The 25,156-nt window shown below is 50.9% G+C and carries 22 protein-coding genes; 20 read left to right on the top strand and 2 right to left on the bottom strand.

The features are described 5' to 3' along the window. Positions 1 to 12: 12 nt before the first annotated feature. The 17 genes from nifD (at position 13) to modC (ending at position 15,676) form a co-directional block, all read left to right on the top strand. Positions 13 to 1,482, top strand: coding sequence for a nitrogenase molybdenum-iron protein alpha chain (gene nifD, locus ACSTTG_RS07080; RefSeq protein WP_438457951.1), 1,470 nt, complete (start codon positions 13 to 15; stop codon positions 1,480 to 1,482). 77 nt (positions 1,483 to 1,559) lie between these two features. Beyond that, positions 1,560 to 3,131 (top strand): nitrogenase molybdenum-iron protein subunit beta, encoded by a 1,572-nt coding sequence (nifK, locus tag ACSTTG_RS07075; protein ID WP_438474269.1) that lies wholly within the window; start codon positions 1,560 to 1,562, stop codon positions 3,129 to 3,131. Positions 3,132 to 3,214: 83 nt separating this feature from the next. Further along, positions 3,215 to 3,436, top strand: a complete 222-nt coding sequence (nifT, locus tag ACSTTG_RS07070) for a putative nitrogen fixation protein NifT (RefSeq protein WP_438457953.1) — start codon at positions 3,215 to 3,217, stop codon at positions 3,434 to 3,436. A gap of 9 nt (positions 3,437 to 3,445) precedes the next feature. Further along, on the top strand, positions 3,446 to 4,114 hold the full coding sequence (locus ACSTTG_RS07065) for a NifB/NifX family molybdenum-iron cluster-binding protein (RefSeq protein WP_438457954.1): 669 nt from the start codon (positions 3,446 to 3,448) through the stop codon (positions 4,112 to 4,114). Between the two features lie 249 nt (positions 4,115 to 4,363). Then, positions 4,364 to 5,794: a nitrogenase iron-molybdenum cofactor biosynthesis protein NifE gene (nifE, locus tag ACSTTG_RS07060; RefSeq protein WP_438474268.1), complete on the top strand. Its 1,431-nt coding sequence runs from the start codon at positions 4,364 to 4,366 to the stop codon at positions 5,792 to 5,794. A gap of 2 nt (positions 5,795 to 5,796) precedes the next feature. Further along, complete coding sequence (nifN, locus tag ACSTTG_RS07055) at positions 5,797 to 7,149, top strand: nitrogenase iron-molybdenum cofactor biosynthesis protein NifN (protein ID WP_438474267.1); 1,353 nt, start codon at positions 5,797 to 5,799, stop codon at positions 7,147 to 7,149. Next, on the top strand, positions 7,136 to 7,606 hold the full coding sequence (locus ACSTTG_RS07050; protein WP_438474266.1) for a NifB/NifX family molybdenum-iron cluster-binding protein: 471 nt from the start codon (positions 7,136 to 7,138) through the stop codon (positions 7,604 to 7,606). The genes nifN and ACSTTG_RS07050 overlap by 14 nt, the downstream gene beginning before the upstream one ends. 14 nt (positions 7,607 to 7,620) lie before the next feature. Further along, positions 7,621 to 7,890 (top strand): ferredoxin III, nif-specific, encoded by a 270-nt coding sequence (gene fdxB, locus ACSTTG_RS07045; RefSeq protein ID WP_438457958.1) that lies wholly within the window; start codon positions 7,621 to 7,623, stop codon positions 7,888 to 7,890. A 342-nt stretch (positions 7,891 to 8,232) separates the two neighbouring features. Further along, on the top strand, positions 8,233 to 9,078 hold the full coding sequence (gene nifU, locus ACSTTG_RS07040; protein WP_438474265.1) for a Fe-S cluster assembly protein NifU: 846 nt from the start codon (positions 8,233 to 8,235) through the stop codon (positions 9,076 to 9,078). Beyond that, a complete protein-coding gene (gene nifS, locus ACSTTG_RS07035; RefSeq protein ID WP_438474264.1) occupies positions 9,071 to 10,291 on the top strand; it encodes a cysteine desulfurase NifS in 1,221 nt (406 codons plus the stop codon). Before nifU ends, nifS begins: the two co-directional genes overlap by 8 nt. Positions 10,292 to 10,300: 9 nt before the next feature. Further along, on the top strand, positions 10,301 to 11,440 hold the full coding sequence (nifV, locus tag ACSTTG_RS07030; protein WP_438474263.1) for a homocitrate synthase: 1,140 nt from the start codon (positions 10,301 to 10,303) through the stop codon (positions 11,438 to 11,440). Next, entirely contained in the window at positions 11,437 to 11,760 is a 324-nt protein-coding gene (locus tag ACSTTG_RS07025; RefSeq protein ID WP_438474262.1) for a nitrogenase-stabilizing/protective protein NifW, read from the top strand. The genes nifV and ACSTTG_RS07025 overlap by 4 nt, the downstream gene beginning before the upstream one ends. Positions 11,761 to 11,781: 21 nt before the next feature. Beyond that, positions 11,782 to 12,276 carry a nitrogen fixation protein NifZ gene (locus ACSTTG_RS07020; RefSeq protein WP_438474261.1) on the top strand — a complete coding sequence of 165 codons (495 nt, stop codon included), beginning with the start codon at positions 11,782 to 11,784 and terminating at the stop codon, positions 12,274 to 12,276. Between the two features lie 13 nt (positions 12,277 to 12,289). Then, positions 12,290 to 13,129, top strand: coding sequence for a peptidylprolyl isomerase (locus ACSTTG_RS07015; protein ID WP_438474260.1), 840 nt, complete (start codon positions 12,290 to 12,292; stop codon positions 13,127 to 13,129). Positions 13,130 to 13,139: 10 nt separating this feature from the next. Continuing rightward, positions 13,140 to 13,922 carry a molybdate ABC transporter substrate-binding protein gene (modA, locus tag ACSTTG_RS07010; protein ID WP_438474259.1) on the top strand — a complete coding sequence of 261 codons (783 nt, stop codon included), beginning with the start codon at positions 13,140 to 13,142 and terminating at the stop codon, positions 13,920 to 13,922. Positions 13,923 to 13,931: 9 nt separating this feature from the next. Next, positions 13,932 to 14,606, top strand: coding sequence for a molybdate ABC transporter permease subunit (gene modB, locus ACSTTG_RS07005; protein WP_438474258.1), 675 nt, complete (start codon positions 13,932 to 13,934; stop codon positions 14,604 to 14,606). Continuing rightward, positions 14,606 to 15,676 (top strand): molybdenum ABC transporter ATP-binding protein, encoded by a 1,071-nt coding sequence (gene modC / locus ACSTTG_RS07000; RefSeq protein WP_438474257.1) that lies wholly within the window; start codon positions 14,606 to 14,608, stop codon positions 15,674 to 15,676. Before modB ends, modC begins: the two co-directional genes overlap by 1 nt. 106 nt (positions 15,677 to 15,782) lie before the next feature. Here modC and melB read toward each other — a convergent pair whose 3' ends face one another. Together melB and ACSTTG_RS06990 are read right to left on the bottom strand one after the other, a co-directional pair. Next, positions 15,783 to 17,159, bottom strand: a complete 1,377-nt coding sequence (gene melB / locus ACSTTG_RS06995) for a melibiose:sodium transporter MelB (RefSeq protein ID WP_438474256.1) — start codon at positions 17,157 to 17,159, stop codon at positions 15,783 to 15,785. A gap of 333 nt (positions 17,160 to 17,492) precedes the next feature. After that, positions 17,493 to 19,610 (bottom strand): alpha-galactosidase, encoded by a 2,118-nt coding sequence (locus ACSTTG_RS06990; protein ID WP_438474255.1) that lies wholly within the window; start codon positions 19,608 to 19,610, stop codon positions 17,493 to 17,495. Between the two features lie 730 nt (positions 19,611 to 20,340). On the opposite strand from ACSTTG_RS06990, the gene ACSTTG_RS06985 reads away from it, so the two are divergent. The 3 genes from ACSTTG_RS06985 (at position 20,341) to ACSTTG_RS06975 (ending at position 25,105) form a co-directional block, all read left to right on the top strand. Beyond that, complete coding sequence (locus ACSTTG_RS06985) at positions 20,341 to 21,582, top strand: carbohydrate porin (RefSeq protein ID WP_438474254.1); 1,242 nt, start codon at positions 20,341 to 20,343, stop codon at positions 21,580 to 21,582. Between the two features lie 69 nt (positions 21,583 to 21,651). Further along, positions 21,652 to 21,813, top strand: a complete 162-nt coding sequence (locus tag ACSTTG_RS06980; RefSeq protein ID WP_438474253.1) for a hypothetical protein — start codon at positions 21,652 to 21,654, stop codon at positions 21,811 to 21,813. A 226-nt stretch (positions 21,814 to 22,039) separates the two neighbouring features. Further along, positions 22,040 to 25,105, top strand: a complete 3,066-nt coding sequence (locus ACSTTG_RS06975; protein WP_438474252.1) for a beta-galactosidase — start codon at positions 22,040 to 22,042, stop codon at positions 25,103 to 25,105. Positions 25,106 to 25,156: the final 51 nt, after the last annotated feature.

The raw sequence follows: 25,156 nt of genomic DNA, 5'->3' as shown, positions 1-25,156 counted from the left end.
TGGGAGGCAAGGATGTCGATGAATAAACAAGACACGCAAGCCATGATTGATGAGATCTTGGAGGTTTACCCCGAGGTCGCGCGTGAAGACCGTAAGAAACATATGACGGTCAATGACCCAAGTGAAACCAGCACCAAGTGTATCACTTCCAACCGTAAGTCATTGCCGGGTGTGATGACAGTGCGTGGCTGTTCTTATGCGGGTTCGAAAGGGGTGGTCTGGGGACCGGTGAAAGATATGGTGCATATCTCTCACGGCCCTGTGGGTTGCGGTCAGTACTCACGTGCTGGACGTCGTAACTACTACACAGGCACCACTGGTGTCGATACCTTTGGCACAATGAACTTCACCACTGATTTCCAAGAGCGCGATATCGTGTTCGGCGGAGATAAGAAGCTTGAAGCAGCGATTGATGAAATCGATGCGCTGTTCCCACTGGTTAAGGGCTACTCGATTCAGTCTGAGTGTCCAGTTGGTCTGATTGGTGACGATATCGAGGCGGTAGCGAAGAGCAAAACGGAACAACTGGGTAAAACCGTTGTGCCGGTGCGCTGTGAAGGTTTCCGCGGCGTTTCACAGTCGCTCGGTCACCACATTGCCAACGATACAATTCGTGACCATGTGTTAAACAAAGCAGACCAAATTGAGTTTGAGTCAACTGACTATGATGTGGCCATCATTGGTGACTACAACATCGGTGGTGATGCTTGGTCATCGCGCATCATTCTTGAAGACATGGGTCTGCGCGTGGTCGCTCAATGGTCGGGTGATGGTACGTTAACCGAGATGGAGAACACGCCTAAGGTGAAACTCAATCTGGTTCACTGTTACCGCTCTATGAACTACATCGTGCGTTACATGGAAGAAAAACACGGTGTGCCTTGGGTGGAATACAACCTGTTTGGTCCAACTAAGATCGTTGAGTCAATGCGTAAGATCGCCGCGATGTTTGATGACAAGATCCAGGCTCGCACCGAAGAGGTGATTGCCCGTTATCAAGAGCAGTGGCAAGCGGTGGTGGATAAATATCGTCCACGCCTTGAGGGTAAGAAGGTCATGCTGTATGTGGGTGGTCTGCGTCCGCGTCACATTATCGGTGCTTATGAAGATTTGGGTATGGACATTGTCGGTGCAGGTTATGAGTTTGCCCATAACGATGACTACGTCAAGACCGTCCCAGAGATGAAAGAGGCGACCTTATTGTTCGATGATGCGTCGAGCTACGAGTTGGAAGAGTTTGTTAAGAAGCTCAATCCAGACCTGATTGGTTCGGGCGTGAAAGAGAAATACGTGTTCCAAAAAATGGGCTTCCCATTCCGTCAAATGCACAGTTGGGACTACTCAGGCCCTTACCATGGCGTTGATGGTTTCGCGATTTTTGCTCGCGATATGGACCTGACCCTCAACAACCCTTGTTGGGGCAAAATGAAAGCACCATGGCTCGTTGAGCAACAAGAAACACCACTGGCGGAATCAGCGTAACCCTTTGGGCACAAAGCTGAACAATGCGAATAACCGAGCCACCGTTCACGGATGAGTGACGTGGTAGGAGATAAGCTATGACACAAAATGTAGATGATATTAAACCGGGCTTTCCGCTGTTTAATGATGAAGATTACCAAACCATGCTGGCTGAAAAGCGCGAAAGCTTTGAGCAGCTAGCCGATGCTGACAAGGTCAAGGAGGTCTTTGACTGGACCACGTCAGCCGAATACGCAAAACTGAATTTCGAACGCAAACACATTACCATCGACCCCGCGAAAGCGTGTCAGCCGCTTGGCAGTGTGTTGTGTGCATTAGGCTTTGAAAACACGCTGCCTTATGTCCACGGCTCTCAAGGCTGTGTCGCGTACTTCAGAACCTATTTTAACCGCCACTTCAAAGAGCCGGTCGCCTGTGTCTCTGACTCCATGACCGAGGATGCCGCGGTATTTGGTGGCCAAGACAATATCTTTTATGGCCTGCAAAATGCCTACGCGCTGTACAAGCCTGAGGTGATCGCGGTTTCCACCACCTGTATGGCGGAGGTTATCGGTGATGACCTGAATGCCTTTATTGGTAACGCGAAAGAGAAAGGCTATATCCCGAAAGACGTGCCAACGCCGTATGCTCATACGCCAAGCTTTGTCGGTAGCCACACAACGGGCTGGGATGCAATGTTTGAGGGTATGCTCCGTCACTTCACCCTCGAAGATAAAGGCAGCTACCAAGTCGCGAGCGAGAACAAGATCAACATCGTCCCTGGCTTTGAGACGTATCTTGGTAACTATCGCGTTATCAAGCGCATGCTCGAGCAGATGGGCGTGAGCTACTCAATGCTGTGTGACCCATCTGAGGTGTTAGATACCCCAGCTGATGGTGAGTACCGCATGTACGCTGGTGGTACACCGATCAGTGAAGTCAAGGCCGCGCCAAATGCGAAAGCCACCTTGTTCCTTCAGCCAGAGCATGCCGTTAAGAGTCGCAAGTTTGTCAAATCGGTATGGGAGCAAGACACGCCTGACTTGCCAATCCCAATCGGCCTGGATTCGACCGATGAGTTCTTGATGAAGGTGTCGGAGATCACAGGCATGCCAATCCCAGATGAGCTTGCCAAAGAGCGTGGTCGCTTGGTCGATATGATGACCGACTCACACACTTGGTTGCACGGCGTGACTGTCTCTCTGTATGGCGACCCTGATTACCTGATGGGTATGGTGAAGTTCCTCACCGAGCTCGGCTGTGAAGTGAAACACGTCTTGTGTCACAACGCGACTAAGCGCTGGCGCAAGAAGATGGAGGCACTGTGTGCCGAGTCACCTTACTCATCGGCTGCACAGGTGTTTGTCGGTAAAGACTTGTGGCATTTCCGCTCACTGATGTTTACTGAGAAACCGGACCTGATGATTGGTAACTCGTACGGCAAGTTTATCGAGCGCGATACGCTGGCCAAGGGTGAGGAGTTTGAGGTGCCGCTGGTGCGAATTGGCTTCCCAATCTTCGACCGTCACCACCTACATAGAGAAACCACCATGGGTTACGAGGGCGGTATGTACATCCTCAAAACACTGGTCAACGAGATCCTAACCAAGCTCGATAGACAAACCAACAAACTTGGTGTTACTGACTACGGCTTCGATTTAGTCCGTTAAGCTGCTCGTCGGTTTTTGGCTTTCTCTTCTTGGTCATCATAGGGGGAGAAAGCCCTTTTTCCTATCAATCATAAGGAGTTACTATGGCAAATGTCATGATCCAGTACACCGAGCAGGGCGAGCTGTCGCTCTATTTAGCTAAGAAAGATCTCGAGGAGATCGTCACCGCGATTGAGTTTGATCAGGAAGACAAATGGGGTGGGGAATTGGTGCTCGCCAATGGCGCTGTCTATTTTGTTGAACCTTATACTAGCAAGCCTAAATTGCCGATCAGCGTGCGAGCTCGACGTCTTCAAGCGGCTTAGGGAGGCGTTATGTCCACAAGTATCGAACACAACCCAAGCCTTGAACCTGCTCTAGCGCCGGAGCTAGCACACAAACTCGCGCTGGCGCTTAAGGCGCTAGACTACGACTCACCAGCCGATCTGATCGCACTGCTTCAGGCCAACCTAGGCGATAACATTTCACAGCACTCGCTCAGTCAGTTGGCGCCTAAGCGCTGGCGTGCGATGACAGCCAAGCTTGGTGGCACGTTTACCCGCAAACAAATTGATTCAGCCTACAGTGAGCTGACGCGCTGCGGCGATGCAGCGCCAGCGCCCGTGGCGACGGGCGCGCGCCAAGAGACGCCTAGCGTTATCGTGGCGGTTACTTCGAATAATGGTCAGGAGCTTGACGGCCACTTTGGCTCGTGTCTGCGAGTGTTGGTTTACCAAGTGACCGCCGAGGATTTTCAATTGATCGAAGTGCGCGAGATTGAAAGTGACACCAAAGGGGAGGAGCGCGCGCAATACCTAGTCTCGAAAATTGCAGACTGTGACCTGTTGTTTACTCTTTCTATCGGTGGACCCGCCGCGGCCAAAGTCACCCGTGCTGGTGTGCACCCTATCAAGGTCAAGCAGCCAATCCCGGCTGATGACAAGCTCACCCAACTAAGCGATAAGCTTAAAGTTGGCTTTCCCCGTTGGATTAAAACGGTGTAAGCCGTATCAACAAACACCACTTGTATCGTAAGGTCAGCAAGATGCTGGCCTTACTTTGTTAGCCCTTCTGGGATTGTCGTAAACCCGACAAATTGTCTCTTGTGTCGACCCACCAAAACTTAGAAGCACCGGATTTAAAGGGCTCCAAGCATAGTGTGACCTATGTCATGTTTGGTCTGACTCTTGCAGCGCCTAATAAATGTATAGCGAGAAAACGCGTAGTAAATGACTTTGTATTGGGAGGTCACAATGGATAAAAAACAGCGCTCAGAGTTACAAGATGAGCCCGCGTGCGAGCACAATAAAGGGGAAAAAACCGGTTGCTCGCGCCCCGTCCCCGGCGCAACGGCAGGAGGGTGCTGTTTTGATGGTGCTCAAATCAGTTTGTTGCCAATTGCCGATGTGGGTCATCTGGTCCACGGGCCGATTGCTTGTGCTGGCAATAGCTGGGATAACCGCGGCACTCGCTCAAGTGCCTCGGATCTGTTTCGTTATGGTTTTACCACCGATCTAAACGAGCAAGATGTGATCATGGGACGGGCGGAAAAACGTCTGCTCCATGCAATCAAAGAGCTTATCGAACGCCATCAACCACCGGCGGTGTTTGTCTATGTCACCTGCGTGCCCGCACTAGAGGGCAATGATGTTGAGGCGATCTGTCGCTTGGCGGAAAAACGCTGGCAAATGCCGTGTATCGCGGTGGACGCGGCCGGTTTTTATGGCAGTAAGAACTTTGGTAACCGAATTGCAGGAGAGGTGATGGTCGATAAGGTGGTCGGCACCGCCGAGCCGCCAACAAAGCCGTTGATGCGCCATGATCAAAGCCGCCCCGTGCACGATATCGTGTTGATTGGGGAGTACAATATCGCGGGCGAGTTTTGGCATGTTTCACCACTGTTTGAAGAGCTTGGTTTACGCGTATTGTGCTGTATGGCGGGCGATACCCAGTTTCATCAAATCCAAACCATGCATCGCGCTGATGCGGCGATGGTGGTGTGTTCGCGCGCGCAGATCAATGTGGCGCGTAAGCTTGAGGAGCGCTGGGATATCCCTTGGTTTGAGGGCAGCTTCTATGGGATTGAAGATACCTCCTCAGCGCTGCGTCAATTTGCAGCGCTACTCAATGATCCCAAACTCACCGCTCATGTTGAGCAGGTGATTGAGCGTGAAGAGCAGGCGATTCGCGAGCAGTTAGCACCGTATAAGCAGCGCCTGAGTGGCAAGCGTGCACTGCTTTACACTGGCGGGGTCAAGTCCTGGTCTGTGGTGGCAGCGTTGCAGGAGCTTGGCATCAAGGTGATTGCTACTGGCACCAAGAAATCGACCGCGGCAGACAAACAGCGCATCGAGGAGATCATGGGTGAGGAGGCCCTAATGCTCGATGAAGGCGGCGCGACTAATCTGCTCAACAGCTGCTATGCGCACGATGCTGACATTATGATTGCTGGGGGACGCAATATGTACACCGCAATCAAGGCCAAGATCCCATTCCTCGACATCAACCAGGAGCGCGAGCACGCTTATGCCGGGTACCGAGGTATGCTGACTCTAGCGCAGGAGCTGGTGCGGACACTGGAAAGCCCGGTTTGGCAGCATGCGCGTAAGGCGCCGCCATGGCAAGCCTGTGACAAGGTAACGCCAATCCAACTCGCTCAAACGTTCTCTAGCAAGGAGGCCTAGCCATGACGATTATCCGAACTCAAAATAGCGCGCTCTCGACTAAACCACTTAAAACTAGCGCCGCCACTGGCGCCGCCTTGGCCTCAATGGGGTTTGATCACACCATCCCATTGATCCACGGCTCTCAAGGCTGCAGTGCGTTTAGCAAGGTGTATTTGATCTCGCATTTTCGTGAGCCGTTTCCAATTCAAAATACCGCGGTTGATCAGGTCGCTGCGGTGATGGGCACTGAAGAGAACTTGCAGATTGCGCTGGAAAACCTGTGCCGACATAAAGACGTTGAATGCATTACGGTATTAACTTCAGGCCTAGTTGAGATGCAAGGCTGTGATATCTGGCTGGCGATCAAGAACTTTAAAGTCGCGCATCCCGAATGGTCAGAGATTAAAATCGTTCCGGTCTCGACCCCCGATTTTAAGGGCACCATGGAGACAGGGTTTGCTAAGCTGGTGGAGTCGGTAGTTAAACAGTACGCCAACCCAACACCGACCTACAGCGACTCGCGCCAGGTCAACGTGCTGTGCTCCGTCTATACCACCACCGCTGATATTGATTTGCTCGCGCGTTACCTTGAGGCGTTTGAACTGACGCCGATTTTCCTTCCCGACCTGTCGCTGTCACTCGATGGCCACCTTGAGAGCGAAGATTACTCGCCCACATCAACCGGTGGCACTAAGTTAAGCCAAGTCGAGCAGGTTTCCTCAAGTGGTTTAACGCTCGTGCTTGGGGAGTCGTGTCTTGCCACTGCAAGGTGGCTCGAGGCGCGTTTTGCTATTCCTTATCTAAGCATAGACATGGGCTTTGTCGGCACGGATGAATGGGTCACCCAGCTTGCCGAGTACACGCAAAAAACAGTACCTACTTGGATTGAGCGAGCAAGGCAGCGCGCTCAAGACGCGATGCTCGATACCCACTTTGTGCTCTCGGATACACCGGTGGCGATTGTCGCTGAGCCTGATCTTGCCTATGGCTACAGTCAACTGCTCGGTGAACTTGGCGTTAATCGACGCATGATAGTCACCACCTATGCGGCCACGTGGTGTGAGCAGCCGGCGCTGCCGGTGGTGGTGGGCGATATGTCTCAGCTCGATACTTGTCTTGATCAGCTCGACCTTGTGTTGGGCAACTCGCACCTCGAGCCGTTTGTACAAGGTCAGGCGCCGCTGGTTAAAATTGGCTACCCCTGTTTTAACCAGTTTGGCAACACCGACATCTTACAGCTTGGCTACGAGGGGGTTCGAGCGCAAGCGTTTCGCCTAGCCAATACCCTGATGAGCCACCACAAGCAAGAGGTTAGCCCTCATGTCAGTGCCTATCACTTTACACCAAGTGAGGTGAGCCATGTGGAAGCGTAAACTAGAGATAGCGGCGGGCGATGACCACTTTGAGCCTCTGCTTAAGGTGGCGTTTGCGACGCATGATCGCCAGAGCGTTGACCAACACTTTGGTCAGGCGAGAACCTTTTTGATCTACGAGATCAATCAAAACGAATCGCGCTTGGTTAATGCACTCGAGTTCTCGCTCAATGAGACCGCGCATCAGCACTTAACCGAGCGCGTATCCGCCTTATCTGACTGCCACGCGGTATTTTGTAATGCCTGCGGGGCCTCAGCATTAAAGCAGCTCCTTGCCAACAAAACCTACCCAGTCAGGGTCGATGCCGGACTGGCGATAAAGCAGTGTTTGGTAAAAATTCAATTTGAGATCGACAACCCCAGTGAGGGCTGGCTGCAGCGAGCGGTTGCGGAAGCAAAAGCGCAAAAATTTGATCGAGAGGCGTACCTTGATTCGCTTCTTGATGAGCCTTGGTAAAAGTAGGAGATAATATGGATATCACTCTAGGAAAAACGAAAGGAGGCCAGGAATGGACGCCTCAATACATCAGTGCACTTGATGAATCGCGCTGTATCGGCTGTGGGCGCTGCTATAACGTCTGCTCGCGCAGTGTGTTTGATTTGATTGAATCAGAGATTGAGGACGATTATGGCGATGATCAGTTGGTCATGGTCATGACGGTCAAAGACGACTCTGACTGCATCGGTTGCCAATCTTGCGATAAGGTCTGCAGCAAAAACTGCTTTACGTTTGCGGCCTAAATCGCTTATTGCCCGGGTTCTTTGTTATATGAGTAACTTGTTACCCTGGTAATAGGGGCCCTGTCCTAAAGCCGACAAGTGTCCTTGTCGGCTTTAGGACAAACCAGTGACAAACTCGACAACCTTTTCCCATTTCTCTATCTGACTTCTCTTTATACAAATCATTGCAAAATGCCCTGCTAAAAGCCGATATAGGCGCCTATCGCCAGCAATACAAGGCTAAAAACGTCGAACTCCTCACGACAATCTGGAGAACTGGATTAAAAATTGTGCGCTGGATCGTTCTTTGCAACTGAATGGGAGAGGGAATTCATCAGCAAATTTTAAATCTAAGGAGTGGTTATGTGGGATTATTCAGACAAAGTGAAGCAGCACTTTTTTTCCCCCAATAACGCCAAGGTGGTCAAGGAAGCGAACGCCATCGGTGAGGTGGGCTCGTTAAGCTGCGGCGATGCATTGAGCCTGACCCTTAAAATCGAACCGGATACCGAGGTGATTCAGGACGCGGGTTTTCAAACCTTTGGTTGCGGCAGTGCCATTGCCTCTTCATCGGCGCTAACCACCATGATTATCGGAAAAAACCTCGATGAGGCGAGTCAATTAACCAATCAGGATATCGCCGACTATTTGGATGGCCTGCCACCAGAGAAGATGCACTGCTCAGTCATGGGGATGGAGGCGCTGGAAGCGGCGATCGCCAATTATCGCGGTGAGGAGGTCAGCGACCACCATGAAGAGGGTGAGTTGATCTGTAAGTGCTTTGCCATCGATGATGTGCTGATCCGCAAAGTTGTGAGTGAAAACAAGCTCACGACGCTTGATGAGGTGATCAACTATACCAAAGCCGGGGGCGGCTGCTCATCGTGTCATGAGAAGATTGAGCTGGTGCTCGAGGACTGTTTGGCACAGGTCGAGCTATCAGACGGGGAAATGAGCGACTTAGAGCTGGTCGAGCAGGTACTGGCAGAAGTGCGTCCGTCTATCGAGGCAGACGGTGGTCAGGTCAGCCTAGTGGAGTTTGACAACGATCTGTTGTTTATCTCACTCGAGGGGGCCTGCTCAGGCTGTGGTATGGCCGGCATGACAGCGCAAAATATCGAAGACAAGGTCTCCAAACGCTTAGGGCGCAGCATCACCGTGTTCCCAGTCGCACAAGAATCACAACTTGAGGGCACCCACCATGGCTAATACAACTCAACCGTTTTGTTACTTCGATAACAACGCCACCACCAAAATTGACCCTAGCGTGCTCGAGGCGATGCTGCCTTATTTGAGTGAGCTTTACGGCAACCCGTCATCTATCCACCAGGTGGGTGCTAAAGTGGGTAAAGCCGTGGCGAAAGCCCGCAAGCAGGTGGCAGACTTGCTCGGTGCTGAGCTTGATAGTGAGGTAGTTTTTACCGGCTCAGCGACAGAGGCAACGGCAACCGCGATTCTATCGGCGTTGGAGGCGTTTCCGGAGCGAAAAGAGGTCGTCACCAGTGTGGTTGAACACCCTGCGACATTATCGCTTTGCCAATACCTTGAGCGCAAAGGCTACAAGGTGCACTGGATTGGCGTCGATGGACAAGGCCGATTGGATATGCCAAAGCTTATCGATGCGTTAAGTGAAAATGTCGCGATAGTGTCGGTGATGTGGGCCAATAATGAGACCGGTACTCTGTTCCCAGTTGAGCGCATTGCGCGCCTAGCCAAGCAGTATCAGATCCAGGTGCATGTCGATGCGGTGCAGGTTACCGGTAAGATCAAATACACCGTTGCCGATACGCACATTGATATGCTGTCTATCTCGGCGCATAAGTTTCATGGGCCGAAAGGGGTCGGCGCCTTGTATCTAAAACGCGGCACCAAGTTCCGCCCGCTGCTGCGTGGTGGGCACCAGGAGCGCGGCAGGCGTGCGGGCACAGAGAACGCTGCCTCGATTATCGGGATGGGCCAAGCTGCAGAACTCGCACTGGAGTCGATGGCTAACTGCAGCGCGAAAATCGAGGCGCTGCGCGATAAGCTCGAGCTTGGCCTGCTTGACACCATTTCCCACTGCTTTGTCACTGGGGATATTCATCACCGCGTGCCGAATACCAGTAATATTGCCTTTGAGTATATTGAAGGTGAGGCACTACTGTTGCTGCTTAACCAAGTGGGTATTGCCACTTCGTCAGGCTCAGCGTGTACATCGGGCTCCCTAGAGCCATCGCATGTGATGAAGGCGATGAAGGTGCCGCTGACCGCCGCTCATGGCACACTGCGTTTCTCGCTGTCCAAGTTCACCACGGAAGAAGAGGTGGAACAGGTGCTTAAGCACCTCCCTGAGATTGTCGCTCAGCTGCGTGACCTTTCCCCATACTGGGACAGTGATAAGAATCAGCGTCGTGATGAAGATTTTGCGCCGGTGTATGGCTAAGGAGTGTTGATGGAGCAAAGCTTGCCAGTCGTGATTAACGACACCACCCTGCGCGATGGGGAGCAGAGTCCAGGGGTGGCCTTCACCACCGGTGAAAAGCTCACCTTGGCGAAAGCGCTTTATCAGGCGGGGGTGACCAGTCTTGAGGTCGGTATTCCGGCGATGGGCGGTGCAGAGTGCCACGGAATTAACTTGATTAGACAAGCCCTTCCGGATGCTGAGTTGATGGTGTGGTCACGAATGACTCAGCCAGACCTTGATGCCTGTATGGCGACAGGAGCGGATTGGATTAATATTTCACTCCCGGCCTCCGAGCAGCAGCTGAAATACAAGTTGGGTCTTAGCCTTGATGCCATGCTTGATAAGTTGTGCACCTTAAGCTATCAGGCAATTAACGCAGGGCTTAAGGTCAGCATTGGGCTTGAAGACGCCTCTAGGGCTACTGATGACGATTTAGCGCTAATAGCTCAGACTGCAGAGGCAGTTGGGATTCATCGATTGCGCTTTGCCGATACGCTTGGGATCTTAGACCCATTTTCCACTTTTGAGCGCATGTCGCGCCTGGTTAAAGCCAGTTCGGTGCCGGTTGAAGCCCATCCACACAATGATTTGGGCTTGGCCACTGCCAATGCGTTGGCGGCCGTGTCAGCGGGGGCTCAGTCAGTCAACACCACTTTAATGGGCCTAGGTGAACGTGCGGGCAATGCACCGTTAGAAGAGGTAAGTGTGGCCTTAGAAGTGTTAAAGCAGCGCAAGACTGGCATCGATTTAGCGCAGTTGCCGGCATTGTGTAAGCTGGCCAAACGCTGCTCGGGTCAAGGTTATGCACCACATAAATCAATAGTCGGTGACAAGGTGTTTACCCATGAGTCGGGCATTCATGTCGATGGCATGCTTAAGCATCCAACCAACTATCAGGCGTTTGACCCTCAAATTGTCGGTCGAGAGCATCGCTTAGTGCTGGGTAAGCACTCTGGTGGGCGAGCGCTATCAACCCTACTTAATCAGCTTGGTATTCAAGCCGATGCCAGGCAGCAGCGCCAGTTCGCTAAAGCGCTCTCAAGCTGGAGTGAGCAGCATAAGCGCATTCCTTCTCAGCATGAGATTGAGAATTTGTATCAGCAGGCAGTCACTGGAGGTTGGGGATGAGCCAAATAGCAAGTGATTCAATTGCGCAGTTAGACACGCTCGAAAGCTATTTCAGCGCCTTTGGTGTTGACTATGACCCCAGCGAACTGCCTAGTAAGCGGGTTGCTCTGTTGCGTGAATTTGCCACGCAGCTAGAAAATTATCCTTTAGAGGGCGACGATGAGCCAACCTTTAGTCAATATCAACGTGCCTTTGTTAAGGCCTACTATCGCGTGTGGGCGGGTGAGCGCACACCGTTAGCACCAAGTCGGTGTGGTTCTTGCAACGATTGCAGTGAAAGCAATGAAAGCAATGACTGCAATGAGAGTTTAACCGGCTAGGCATGATGATGAGGGATGTGTATGGAAACCAAGATACGTTTTGAGATCGGCGATGAAGTGAGAGTAGTGCGAACTATCCGCAGTGATGGCACGCTGGGCGAAGAGCTGGGAAAGGGCAAGCGATTAGTCACGGCAGGAGAGGTGGGTTATGTGCGCAGCATGGGGTTCTTCCTCCAAGATCAGGTTATCTATCGCGTCTATTTTCCCAGTGAGGATCGCGAGATTGGCGTGCGCAACGAAGAGCTGATTTGCAGCACGTTACCCTGGCATGAGAACCCGTTTCACCGTAAGCAAAAGGTGAGACTAGCGGCGAGCCTAGCCCATAACGGTCAAATTTTCTCCGAGAAAGGCGAGTGGGTAGAGATCCGTCAGATCAAGCGCGATCTGGAGACGGGTTTGATCAACTATTTAGTCCTCGCCAAAGGACATTGGATTTGGCTGGCGCAAGGCGCGCTGCAAGCACCTAGCCAATTGCAAGCGACTAGCCAAGGGGCCTCAACATCAATTGCGAGCTAAGCGAGGGACCGCTATGAATACCAATCAAGACCTCAGTAAGGTGGCTCATCACTACCAGTGTTTGAAGTTAGCGCAAGAGAAGTTTGCGCTAAACCTTAGTGAGTTAGAAAGCAATGAACAGCAATATATCAATAACTTGGCTGAGCAAACGCTCAACCTACAACGAAAAATCTGCAACTCTGCCGAGGCGCGAGTGGTGCACATTGATGATGAGCAAATCAAGCAGGCGATGACGGAGATTGTCGAGCAGTGTGGTGATATCTATCAATACCATATGATGTTGGAAAAGCACCACATTGATGAGGCGTCACTACGCGATATTCTCAGACAAGAGCTATTGTGCAATGCCGTGTTGGACATGGTCAGCACCAACATCCCCGAGCTGGCGCAGCAAGATGCGTATGAGTATTACTTCCGCCATCAAGACAAGTTTTCACGCAAGCGCTGTTGGGATGTCAGTCAGATCCTGCTGACTATCAATGAGGATTTTGCCGAGAATACCCTTGCTGCGGCTGAGGAGAGGATCAAGCAGCTGTATAGCGAGCTAACACTGGACAACTTTTCTAACATGGCACTGCGCCACTCAGAGTGTCCGAGCGCGGTAGAGGGCGGTCATCTTGGGTGGTGTGAAGAAGGGAAACTTTACCCCCAGTTAGAGTCGGCCTTGCAGTGGTTACCCAATCGCGTCATCAGTGCGCCAATTCAGACGGAGTTAGGTTTCCACATCTTGATCCGTCACGATGAAAAACCGCCGCAATCGGCCAGTTTTGATGAGGCGTTGCCCTCAATCAGAGCATTGCACAATAAGCGTGCTAAGCAGTACCTGCAGCGCGAATGGATTAAAGGACTATAGGAGAGTCTCTATGCAAGGAAGCAAGAGCAAATTATTACGTTTTTTTCTTACCTGGTTAGTATTTATTAGCGCAATGGCGCTGACGCTCAGCGCCCAAGCGGCGAGCGAACTCAAGATAGCCGTCGCCAATAACTTTTATGTGCCAATGCAAAAGCTGGCAGCAGACTATGAGGCGCAGCACAATATTAAGGTCACGCTGTCGACGGGCAGTAGCGGCCAACTGGCGACTCAGATTGATCACGGCGCGCCCTTTGACCTGTTTTTCTCGGCGGATCAAGCAAGACCCACCTACCTAGAAGAGCAAGGCAAAGCTGAGAAGCGATTTAGCTACGCCATGGGCACGCTCGTACTCTGGTCACAAAGCAGCGACTGGGTGGAGCCTAGCTCTGATCAGCCACCAAAACTCAGCGGGCGTGTCGCCATGCCAGAGCCTGCAGTCGCGCCATACGGAGCGGCAGCCAAAGCCTTTATGCAAAATATTGGTATCTATCAAGCCAATGAGAAGCGCTTTATCTATGGCAAAGGACTCAATGCCACCTATCAATTTGCTGCGACAGGTAACAGCCAGTTTGCCTTTTTAGCCCTATCTCAAGTGCTAAATCCCGAGAGTACACTAGAGGGTAGTTACTGGATTGTACCAAGCGATTCATACCCGAATATCTTGCAAGACGCGGTGTTGATCAAGTCGACACGCAATCGCGATAGCGCACAGAACTTTATTGATTTCATCCACTCTCCCCAAGCGCAAACGATCATCACCGATTTTGGCTACAGCATCCCAGGCGGCGCTTAAGGGGGCGTTATGCTCGAATGGTCCATCATTTTTTTGACGCTCAAGCTCGCCCTGGTCGTCACCTTGGTATTGCTGCTGGTGTGTGTACCGATTGCTTGGTGGCTGTCCCAAACCCAGTCTGGCTACCGAGAGTTGGTGGCAAGTCTAGTCACTCTACCGATGGTCTTGCCAGCCACCGTGCTTGGGTTTTATCTGCTGGTGGCGTTTAGCCCCAATGGCCTACTTGGTCAGGCACTGAGTTACTTGGGGATCGGCGCCTTACCGTTTAGTTTTAGCGGTATCGTCTTGGCGTGCGTGATCCACACCATGCCTTTTGTGGTGCTGCCCCTACGTAATGGTTTTGAGGGGTTAGGCAAGGAGCCTTTTGAGGCCGCCGCAACGCTAGGCTGCTCGCCAATGCGGGTGTTCGTCAAGGTGGCACTGCCTTTGTCATGGCCATTTGTCTTTTCGGCGATGATCATTGGCTTTTGCCACGCGCTGGGTGAGTTTGGCATTGTGTTGATGATTGGTGGCAATATTCCTGGAGAAACTCGAGTAATGTCGGTTGAGATCTATAACTTAGTGGAATCGATGCAGTTTGCCGAGGCGCATTACCTATCCATGGCCTTGCTAGTATTCTCCTTTATCGCCCTGTTAAGCGCTAACAAACTCAATCGCTATGCGACCCAAAAAGAGGGCATTTAATGATAGAGATGCAATTAAATGCTCGCTATGACACGTTTGAGCTTAAACAAGACCTGAAACTGCCGATGCAAGGGGTTTCGGTTCTCTTTGGCGAGTCGGGGTGTGGCAAAACCACCACGCTGCGCGCACTGGCGGGATTGTCGCGGCTTAGCTGCAGCCAAGTGGTGGTGAATGGCGAGGTGTGGCAGTCAAAGTGCGGCAAGGCGTTTTTACCCACTCATCAGCGTAATATTGGTTATGTATTTCAACAATCCGCGCTATTTGCTCACCTAAATGTCGAACAGAATATCTGTTTTGCCCTGCAAGGGCGCAAAATGACGCCAGAGCAGGCGCAAACCTTCGACCAGTTGGTCAGCCTGCTTGGGTTGTCTGATCTTCTCAAGCGCTCGCTGAGTGGACTGTCTGGTGGGGAAAAACAGCGGGTAGCGATCGCCCGCTCTCTGTTGATGACCCCAAAGCTTTTGTTGATGGATGAGCCCTTGGCCGCCTTGGACAGCTCGAGAAAAAGCGAGGTGCTGCCGTATCTCGAAACCCTGACTCGAGAGAGTCAGGTACCGATAGTCTATGTTACTCACAGCGTGTCTGAGGTGATTAAACTCGCCGATCATGTGGTGGTGATGTCACAGGGAAAGGTTAAGCAGCAAGGTGAAGTGAGTGCCTGCTTACCTATGATGCTCGATAGCCGTGATGCGACTGCACAGCGCTCATTACTTAAGATGGCCGTCGCTGAGCATAGTCAAGACGGCCTCACTCTGCTCACTAATGGTCGCAGTGCCTTGTGGATCGCCAGTGTACCACTTGCCATCGGTCGAGAAGTACGTTGTGAGGTGTTGGCCAGTGACGTCAGCATCACAACCTCGAGAGCGATCGACTCATCGATAATCAATATACTTGCAGCCAAGGTGCTGTCTATCGTACCAGATGTGGCGGTAGGTGAGGCCTTGCTGTCACTGGAGCTGGAAAGTGGCCAAAGTTTACTGGCTTTGATCACGCGGCGCTCTGTCAGGATGCTCGAGCTTAAGGTAGGCTCGTATGTGTGGGCTCAGGTCAAAGCCGTGGCGATACTCTAGCAAGTTGTTGGGCGGTTAGGCCTAGCTATCTATGTCGAAAAACCAAAAAAGCCATCTCGCAGAGATGGCTTCTAATATCAGGGAAGAATTAAAGCAAATTTAATATTTAAGCATCCACAGGTTGAGCGTTTACCACTTTTTGCTTGGCTTGGTAAGCTTGCTTGTCGAAGCCTTCATGCAAGTGGTAGAAGCGTTTGTAAATTAGGCCACTGATCAGCATGAGGATTGCAGGTAGGCCTACCATCATAAAGTGCAGACCAGCAATGGTGCTCTCTGTTTGCTCAACGTTTGGCACGTAGCCAACGACTGACAGACCCACACCAACAATAAAGCCACCCGCAGCACCGGCAAACTTAACCAGCATGGTTTGTACTGAGAAGATAACGCTCTCACTGCGATGGCCAGTTTTGTGCTCACCGTAGTCAACCACATCCGCTAGCATAACGGTTTGCAGGGCGTTAGCAATGCCAACACCGAACTTGATCGCTGCACCAGCGACACCAATCATCATTGCGTTACCCGGTACCATGACACCCATGATCAGTAGCACTAGGCATGACAGGATTGGGAAGCCACACGCGATAAGCCACAGGTTTTTACGCGGTAGGGCCGCAGCGATACGAGGGAACAAGAATACACCCGCAACCTCAGCAGCGCCCGCTACCATCATGTAGATAGGGAACAGCTCAGGGTTGCCCAGTGCGTAAGAGAAGTAGTAGATAGCAAAGCCACCCACCAGCAGGTTGGCAATTTGGAAAGACAGAACTGTACCAATCAGTGCTTTCAATTGATCATTTTTGCCGATGATGGTCAGAACGTCTTTAAAAGTGAATTTTTCAACTGGCGTATTGGTGACAGCTGCCGTTTTCTCTTTGACGTTGCGGGCAATTAAGAAGGCACTCATGACAAACAGCACTGCAATCAGCATCGCCATATTAAAGAAGCCTTGACCCTGGTCGCCGTTACCAAGCTCACCAACGATATGTAGGCCGTACGTACCGGTAATAAACCATGCAAGGCTGGCAAACAAACGTGGCCAAACCACCAGTTTCTCACGCTCTTCACGCGAGCTTGATAGGGCAGGGATCAATGACCAGTATGGGATATCCATAATGGTGTAGGTCAGGCCCCACAAGATGTAAGCGGCAGCCGCGTAAATGTACAGTGCCTTACCATCAAACATATGGGTGCTGAACAGACCGACAAGAACAACCGCATTGAGCAGCGTACCAATCACGATCCACGGGCGGAATTTACCAAAGCGTGAGCGAGTGTTGTCGACGATGACGCCCATCATAGGATCGGTGATGGCATCAATGATACGAGCGGCTAAGAAAATGGTACCGACAAAGGCGGCTGATAGCCCGGCGACGTCGGTGAAATAGAACATGAGGAAGATGTAAATCGGTGCGCAAGCAAAGTCTTTACCCAATGCACCTAGGCCGTATGAGGCCTTGGTTTTTAAGCTAATATTTTGAGACATTTTGTTTCCTTAGGCTTATCACTGCTCTCCTAACTAGAGCATGCAACATTGGCCTTTTTATTTATAAGTTTCGATACAGATACTAATGAGTGAAGTAGTGATTTACTGTGATCGCAAACGCTCTTATGGAAACGTTTCCAGCGAAAAATCGAAAGTGAGATCTTGAGCGGGTATTTGGTATTTTATTCAATGCAAATAGATGTAATGCATTACAAAACAGTAAGATATATTGATGATAGTGTTAATTGACTGATTTTAAACACGAAAGGCCGTAGCGATAAAATCACTACGGCTGAGTGGGCCAAGGTGGCATTAATTTATCTAAATTATGGATTAGTTAATCTTATCCAACTTTATCAACACAGCGGTTTCTGCATCCAGTATTGGCATGGTGAGGCCGATATCACCGCACCATGCGCCAGTAAGCTGGCAGCCATCCACGGTCCATGGGGGTTGGTAGTTGACAATATCTTGGTAATTTTCAGGCCGGTCGATCAACGACACTTGATAGAGCGCCTCGGGATCAAGTCCTGGGATCCTGAGATGGCCACTCAGTGCATTGGTTGGCATGGCCAGTTGTGCAACGATGACAACAGCCTGAGATTGATCTTGAGCGATCACCGCTTGTACTTGATGGGCATCATCATCGGTTGGAATTCGCCAGGTGTCACCACTGTGAAGCAGGTCTCTCAGTGATTTGTGCAGCTTAACGTAACGCTCGAAGCCCTGTTTCTCCTGTTCAGATTCTTTCACCGGGTCAAGCTCAATGCCCATATGGCCAAACAGTGCAGTCAGCCCCCTAAACTCAATACTGTGGCGGCGGCGCGTACTATGACAGTGACTCGCGCCAATGTGGCTACCCATCACCTCAGGTGGGAAAAAGTAGCTCATCCCGCGCTGTATTGTTTGGCGCTCGAGGGCATCATTATTGTCGGATGCCCAGAAGCGGTGAGTGCGTTTGAGTACCTCATAGTCGATACGACCGCCGCCCGCCGAGCAGGACTCTATCTCCACATCAAGGTGGTGAGCGCGAACCTTATCGACTAATGCATAGTAGCGTTCAACCTGAGCATTACCAGCGGCTTTGCCGCGGTGACCTGGCTGAACCACCTCGCGATTCATATCCCACTTGATGTACGCAATGTTGTACTTGGTAAGAAAGAAATCCAGTCGCTGAAATAGAAAATCGAACGCGTCTTGATTACTCAAGTCAATCACGTATTGATTGCGGCCGGTAGGTTGGACGTAGCCTTTGACTTCCAATAACCAATCTGGGTGGTTGCGATATAAATCTGAGTTTTTGTTGACCATCTCAGGCTCGAACCACAAGCCAAACTCCATGCCGAGTTGGTTGACATGCTCGATAATTGGCTCGAGACCATCAGGATACTTAGTTTCATCTAAGAACCAGTCACCCAATCCAGCCGCATCACCGTTGCGTCCATCAAACCAACCATCATCAATGATAAAACGCTCAACGCCCATCTGCGCCGATTGTGTCGCCATCTGCATGATATAGTGTGGATCGTGCTCGAAATAAATACCTTCCCATGTGTTCAGGTGAATAGGGCGAGGCTTGGCACGGAACTCGGCTGGGAGAATGGCGCTGCGCACATGGTTGTGAAAATGGTGGCTCATTTGGTTCAAACCATCGGCACTATAGGTGGCGTATAGCCAAGGTGACGATAGAGACTGACCCTCACTCAGGTCAATTTCACCCGGTAGATAAATGGCTTCGCCTTGCATGACTCTGCGACCATCCGCTTTGATATCAACGCGCATTCGGTGGTTGCCACTCCAAGCCAAATGGAAGCCAAACACATCGCCAGAGAGTTCGCTAAAGTGCTCCGTACCAGCGACTAGCGCCGGGTAGTGTTCGTGTGAGGTTCGGCCACGACGGTTCTCTTGTTGATAGCCACCCTGGGTGAGCTTTTGGCGACTGGTTTGAAACTCATACACCCATCGGCCATGGTAAGTCATCAGCTCTTTCACTCGGCCGGGTAGTGGCAAGGTATTGGCCAAACGCGACACCTGATAGCTACCTTGGCCGATATTGCGCAGAGTATGGCGAGTTTTAATCACATCATGCTGATCAAGGTAAAGCTCACTGATCAACTCCAGCCCGGCAAGGGTGTCTTCGCAGTAGATTTTTAGGCCATGATCATCTTGCTCAACTTTGAATACTTTCATTACCGGAGCCCAGTCGTATCCCTGTCTGTGGCCTTCGAGTGCTGGGTTGCCGAATGAACCACGACCGAGCTCAGGGGTGAGCGTTACCGGAATATCAGTATCCAAGCGCCCATAAGGCACAGGGCGATGCAGCGCAGCGCGAGCTTGAGTGAGATCGCCAGCATAAGGCTTACCCCAATGGAGTATTTCTGCATACTCGCCTACCTCGACAATCAGTTGAGAACGTGTTCCTGTCAGTGTATATAGAACTTTTTCAGTCATAACCGCACACCTAAATATGATTCGTTTTGCGCTGATAATAAACTTTTCGAGCCGATTGTCTGTGAGCTAACGCGCACTTATGGAAACGTTTACAGTTGTGGGTTGAAGCAGATGGTGATTGATAGAACCCGCTGTTATTGCTTTATTATTACCTGCCAATCACCCTCGATAAACAGGCTCAAATCGGCAAAAACAGGACTGAAAATGCACTGTCAGTGCATGCTGCTACTGAGGTTGCCGCCTTTTTGGACTATTGACTCACGAAATGTCAGTTGGTTCTTGCTTGTTGATGGATACACTCGTACTGTAAAGCCTTCGAGATTGTGTTTATTGGTTGAATCGGCCAATAAACAGACTGAAGCGTTTCCGTTGGGCCCTAACTTTAACTTCCAACGAGACATTACCGAGCCAAAAGCTTGTGTATTGCCTTCTATTGTCTCATATACCCAGTGCTTAATAGCACTGGGTTTTTTCTTTCCGCCTTTTTCTTGTCTAATTTGATTCAATTTTGAATACGTTTCCAGTCCTCGATAGATGTTTTTCAGCGATTTAGTACTGTAAAATCGGCATTTATCTGATATTGATCACACTCTAAAGCAAATTAGTCTTCAATTGCATCAAAATGCCAACTTCGTCATGAAAACGTTTCCAGTAAGTCTTTACACTCAGTCTCGAGTTAGGGCTCAACACAAAATATAACAATCCAATATCCGTCATATGGAGACGATTCATGAAACATAATGCGTTTGTACGCGCGCTTGGTCTTACCCTCGCTTTAGCGCCCGTTGTTAGTCTAGCGGCAGTGGAAAATGTAACCTATTTTGGCTATGCCAAGTGGGGCAACATTTACACTGATAACGAAGAGCACAATGCTGGAAAGGGTGAACGTAACGACGTGATCCGCGCAAGCGGCGGTTACGGTAACTACCGTCTAGGTAATGAAATGAACTGGTGGGAAGCCGGCCTTAAGGCGGATGTGTGGCGCGATGGTGATGCCCACTTTGATACCACGCTTTACTTGGGCAGTGGCCAAGACTGGGGCGATGTCAGCATTATTCAGATGTGGTCTGCGGGACATGGCCTGATTGACGGTCAACCTAATGCCAAGGTTTGGGCTGGTGAGCGTTTTTATCGTCGTCATGAAGTGCATATGATTGACATTAAGTACTGGGATACCTCGAACACGGGTATTGGTCTTGAGGACTGGGATCTCGGTTTTGCTAATGGACACATCGCGTGGATGGCGCCGGATTCAAGTGCTGATGGTCGCAGCCTACACAACATTGATGCTCGTCTCAGTGATATTGCTTTGGGCGAGCGAAGTGATTTGACCCTTGGCCTTAACTATGTGATGGCGCATAACTCGAGCTACGATGAGGACGATATCACCACCTCAGGTGCGATGCTTTCGGCTCTCTATAACCAAGGCTGGCAATATGGCTCGAACACGTTTGCCTTCCAGTATGGTACGGATGCTCTGGCGGGTGGTTTGATGAGTGCAGAGGGTGGCTCAAACCGTAAATACAGCACCGGTGTCGACCATGATGGTCACAGCTGGCGCGTGTTCAACCATGGTGATCTGAATATTAGTGAAGACTTCCAGGTGATGTACTCCATTGCCTACCAAGATAAAAACCTAGACAACAACGATGGTGAGAAGTGGTTCAGTGTCGGTGCTCGTCCTCAGTACAGCTGGAATAATTACATGGCCACCGCGTTTGAAGCCGGCTTTGAGAGTGTTGAAGCGCAGAATGGCGCAGGCACCAACGAAATGTACAAGGTTACACTGGCTCAGATGTTCCAAGCGGGCAAAGGCGTATGGGCTCGCCCAACACTACGTCTATTCGTGACTTACTCAGAGACAACCGATGAATGGAGCCGTGGTGACGATGCTTACGGCAAGGCGATGCGCAGCGGTGGCGAGACGGTTGATGAAGTGACATTTGGCTTCAACATGGAGACATGGTGGTAGTCCAGGTTAGCTAACACGATTGAGTTAACCCGATGGGGAGCGCCCCATCACTAATAAAAGGAGCCGACAATGAATCTAGTCATCGCACCGCTACTTGCTCTTCCCATTGCAACAATCACTTGGGTTTCTCTGCAAGCAGCACAAGAAAGCCAAGAGTTCGGTGTGGCGTACTGTGTCGACTTGAGTTCAATACCGCTGACCGAGTTGTCGGCTCCTTTTCCTCAAAATTGATACTGGACTCACAAACACAGCCGTTCTCCACATTTAAGCTGAATGAGCAGACGCAGTGCCTTGAGATTGCTGCAATGCGACAAACGGCGTTACCTAATCCAAATTAGCTTGAAAGGTTTAATTCAAGCAAAGACATATTATTACAAACATTTGTGCAGTATCTGCTGGCCTTTGTCGAGGCCAGATAAGCACGACTTGCACAGATGATAGACTAGGATCATATCGCATGGCATTTTCTGACCTTATCCAAAGACGTGACTGGGAAAACCCTCAGACAGTCAATCTACATTGCCTAAAAGCCCACAGCCCACTTGCGAGTTTTCGCAGTATTGATGATGCATTGCGAGGTGAAAACGCGCATCGCCGCTCATTGAATGGTGAATGGAAATTCAAACTGTTCAACGCGCCAGAAGCTGTGGACTGTCAGTTTATTGAATCGTCGTTTGATGATGAGCAGTGGGACAAGATCACTGTGCCATCAAACTGGCAACTGCAAGGTTACGATAAGCCTATCTACGCCAACATCAAATACCCATTTGAGGTCAACCCACCGTATGTCCCTGCCGACAACCCGACTGGGTGCTATCGTACCGAGTTTAGCTTAACCAGTACCGATCGCGAGCAAACTCAACGGGTGATCTTTGATGGGGTAAACTCAGCGTTTCACCTTTGGTGTAATGGCCAGTGGGTCGGTTACAGTCAAGATAGCCGCTTGCCTGCAGAGTTTGATTTATCGCCGTATGTGATTTCCGGGCGCAATACCCTGGCGGTCATGGTGATGCGCTGGAGCGATGGGAGCTACCTTGAAGATCAGGACATGTGGTGGCTAAGCGGTATCTTCCGCGATGTCACTCTGCTGGCTAAGCCCAAGTGCTGCATCGAAGATGTGTTTATCACCCCAGATCTCGATCCTTGCTACCGTGATGGTTGGCTGCAAGTTGAAACCAAGATTTCGGCCCCAGAGGACCATCAGATCCAGTTGCAATTGTTTGATGGCCAGCAGGCAGTAAGCAAGCCTATTACCGCAGGCCCAAATAACCGTCGTATCGATGAGCGCGGCACTTTCAACGATGTCGTGTTCCAAACCCTTTCAATCCGTGAGCCCAAGCTCTGGTCTGCAGAAGTGCCAAATCTTTATCGATTGGTGGTGACGCTGCTCGATGCCCAAGGCGCTCATCTTGAAAGCGAAGCCTATCAGGTTGGTTTTCGTAAAATCGAAATAAACGCAGGGCAGTTGAAGCTAAATGGAAAAGCGCTTTTGATCCGTGGGGTCAATCGTCATGAGCATCACCCTGAGCTTGGCCATGTGATGACTGAGGCGGATATGATTGAGGATATTCGTCTGCTTAAACAGAATAACTTCAACGCTGTGCGCACGGCACATTACCCTAACCATCCTCGTTGGTATGAGCTGTGTGATGAGTACGGCTTGTATGTGTGTGATGAGGCGAATATTGAAACTCACGGGATGCAACCGATGAATCGCTTGTCGAGCGATCCCCAGTGGGCCAATGCGTTTATGGAGCGATACACACAGATGGTAATGCGTGACAAAAACCACGCCTCGATCATCTTATGGTCTTTGGGTAATGAGTCTGGTCATGGTGCCAACCATAACGCTATGTATGGATGGTCAAAGCAATTTGACCCATCGCGCCCGGTGCAGTACGAAGGTGGGGGCTCAAATACCACCGCGACGGATATTATTGCCCCCATGTATGCGCGGGTGAACACGCTCATTGAAGATGAAGCGGTGCCAAAGTGGCCAATCAAGAAGTGGGTCTCACTACCGACTGAGCGGCGCCCATTGATCTTATGTGAGTATGCACACGCGATGGGTAACAGTCTTGGCAGCTTCGAAGAGTACTGGCATGCATTTCGTGAGTACCCACGTTTGCAAGGCGGTTTCATTTGGGATTGGGTTGATCAGGGCATTACCAAAACGGACGATCAAGGAAGCCAATATTGGGCCTATGGCGGTGACTTTGGCGATGATGTCAACGATCGCCAATTCTGCATCAATGGCCTCGTCTTCCCTGACAGAACGCCTCACCCAACACTTGAAGAGGCCAAGTTTTGTCAGCGTATGATCACGGTTAAGCTCCTCGAACAGGCTCATGGGCGTTATTCCCTGACTGTACACAATGAGAACCTTTTCCGCGCCACCGACAATGAACAGCTTAGTTGGTCGCTCCTTGAGGACGGGCTTGAGGTACAAAATGGAACCCTAGCGCTAGACATCGAGGCTGACAGTGAGCAAACCATGAGTTTGGATATCGACTTTAAACCAAAGTCAGGTGCTCGTTATCACTTAAATACCGATATTACGCATGTTCGCCAAACCGCTTGGTCTGAAGCGGGCCATGTACTCGCTTCGGAGCAGTTCGCGCTGACCAACTACAGTGGATTGTCCATGCCTTTGCAAGAGGTTACCTCAATATCTGAACTCGCCGTTCACGATGACAGCATCACGGTTTCGGCCGGTGAGTCACAGTGGCGATGGGACACAAAAACCGGCATGTTGGCCCAGTGGCAACAGCACGGTCAGGATAAGCTGGTGGCGCCTCTGACCGATAATTTCTATCGAGCGCCGCTGGATAATGATATTGGCGTGAGTGAAGTCGATATGATTGATCCTAATGCCTGGGTCTGTCGCTGGGATTTGGCGGGTATTGGTCAGTGGCAGCGAGAGTGCATTGAATGTAAAGCACAAGCCGTTGGTCAGAGCGCGCAAATCCAGTCTCGTTTTGCCTATCGTTACGCAGGTGAAATTCAAGCGATGACGCTATGGACCTATACCATCCTTGGCAGCGGTGAGATGCAGGTCAGCGTCGACGTCGAGCTCGCTGACCACCTTCCGCCGATGCCGAGGATTGGCATGGAGTGTCAGGTGAGTGATACTGATGTGGTCGAGTGGAAAGGACTGGGGCCGCATGAAAACTATCCAGACCGACTGGCCGCAGCCCGCTTTGGTCACCATGTTGCGCCAATAGATGCAATGCATACACCGTATGTGTTCCCCTCAGAAAATGGCTTGCGCTGCGACACACAATGGCTCAAGGTGGCAGGTCTTGAGGTCATGGGAGGGTTCCACTTCAGCACGAGTCAATACTCTTTGGGTCAGCTTGCAGCAGCTAAGCACACTAATGAGTTGGAGAAAGAGTCAGCCTTGTATCTACGAATTGATCATCAACAGATGGGAGTCGGTGGCGACGACTCATGGAGTCCAAGTGTCCATGCAGCCTACCAGCTCTCTGACAATCATTATCGCTATAGCGTCAGGTTCCGTTAGATTGAGATAAAAGTACTATCCCCAAGCCAATGCTTGGGGATTTTTCTTGGT

It is taken from the genome of Vibrio glycogenivorans (assembly GCF_051660965.1).
Lineage (GTDB): Bacteria > Pseudomonadota > Gammaproteobacteria > Enterobacterales > Vibrionaceae > Vibrio.
This window is presented reverse-complemented; position numbering and strand designations above follow the sequence as displayed.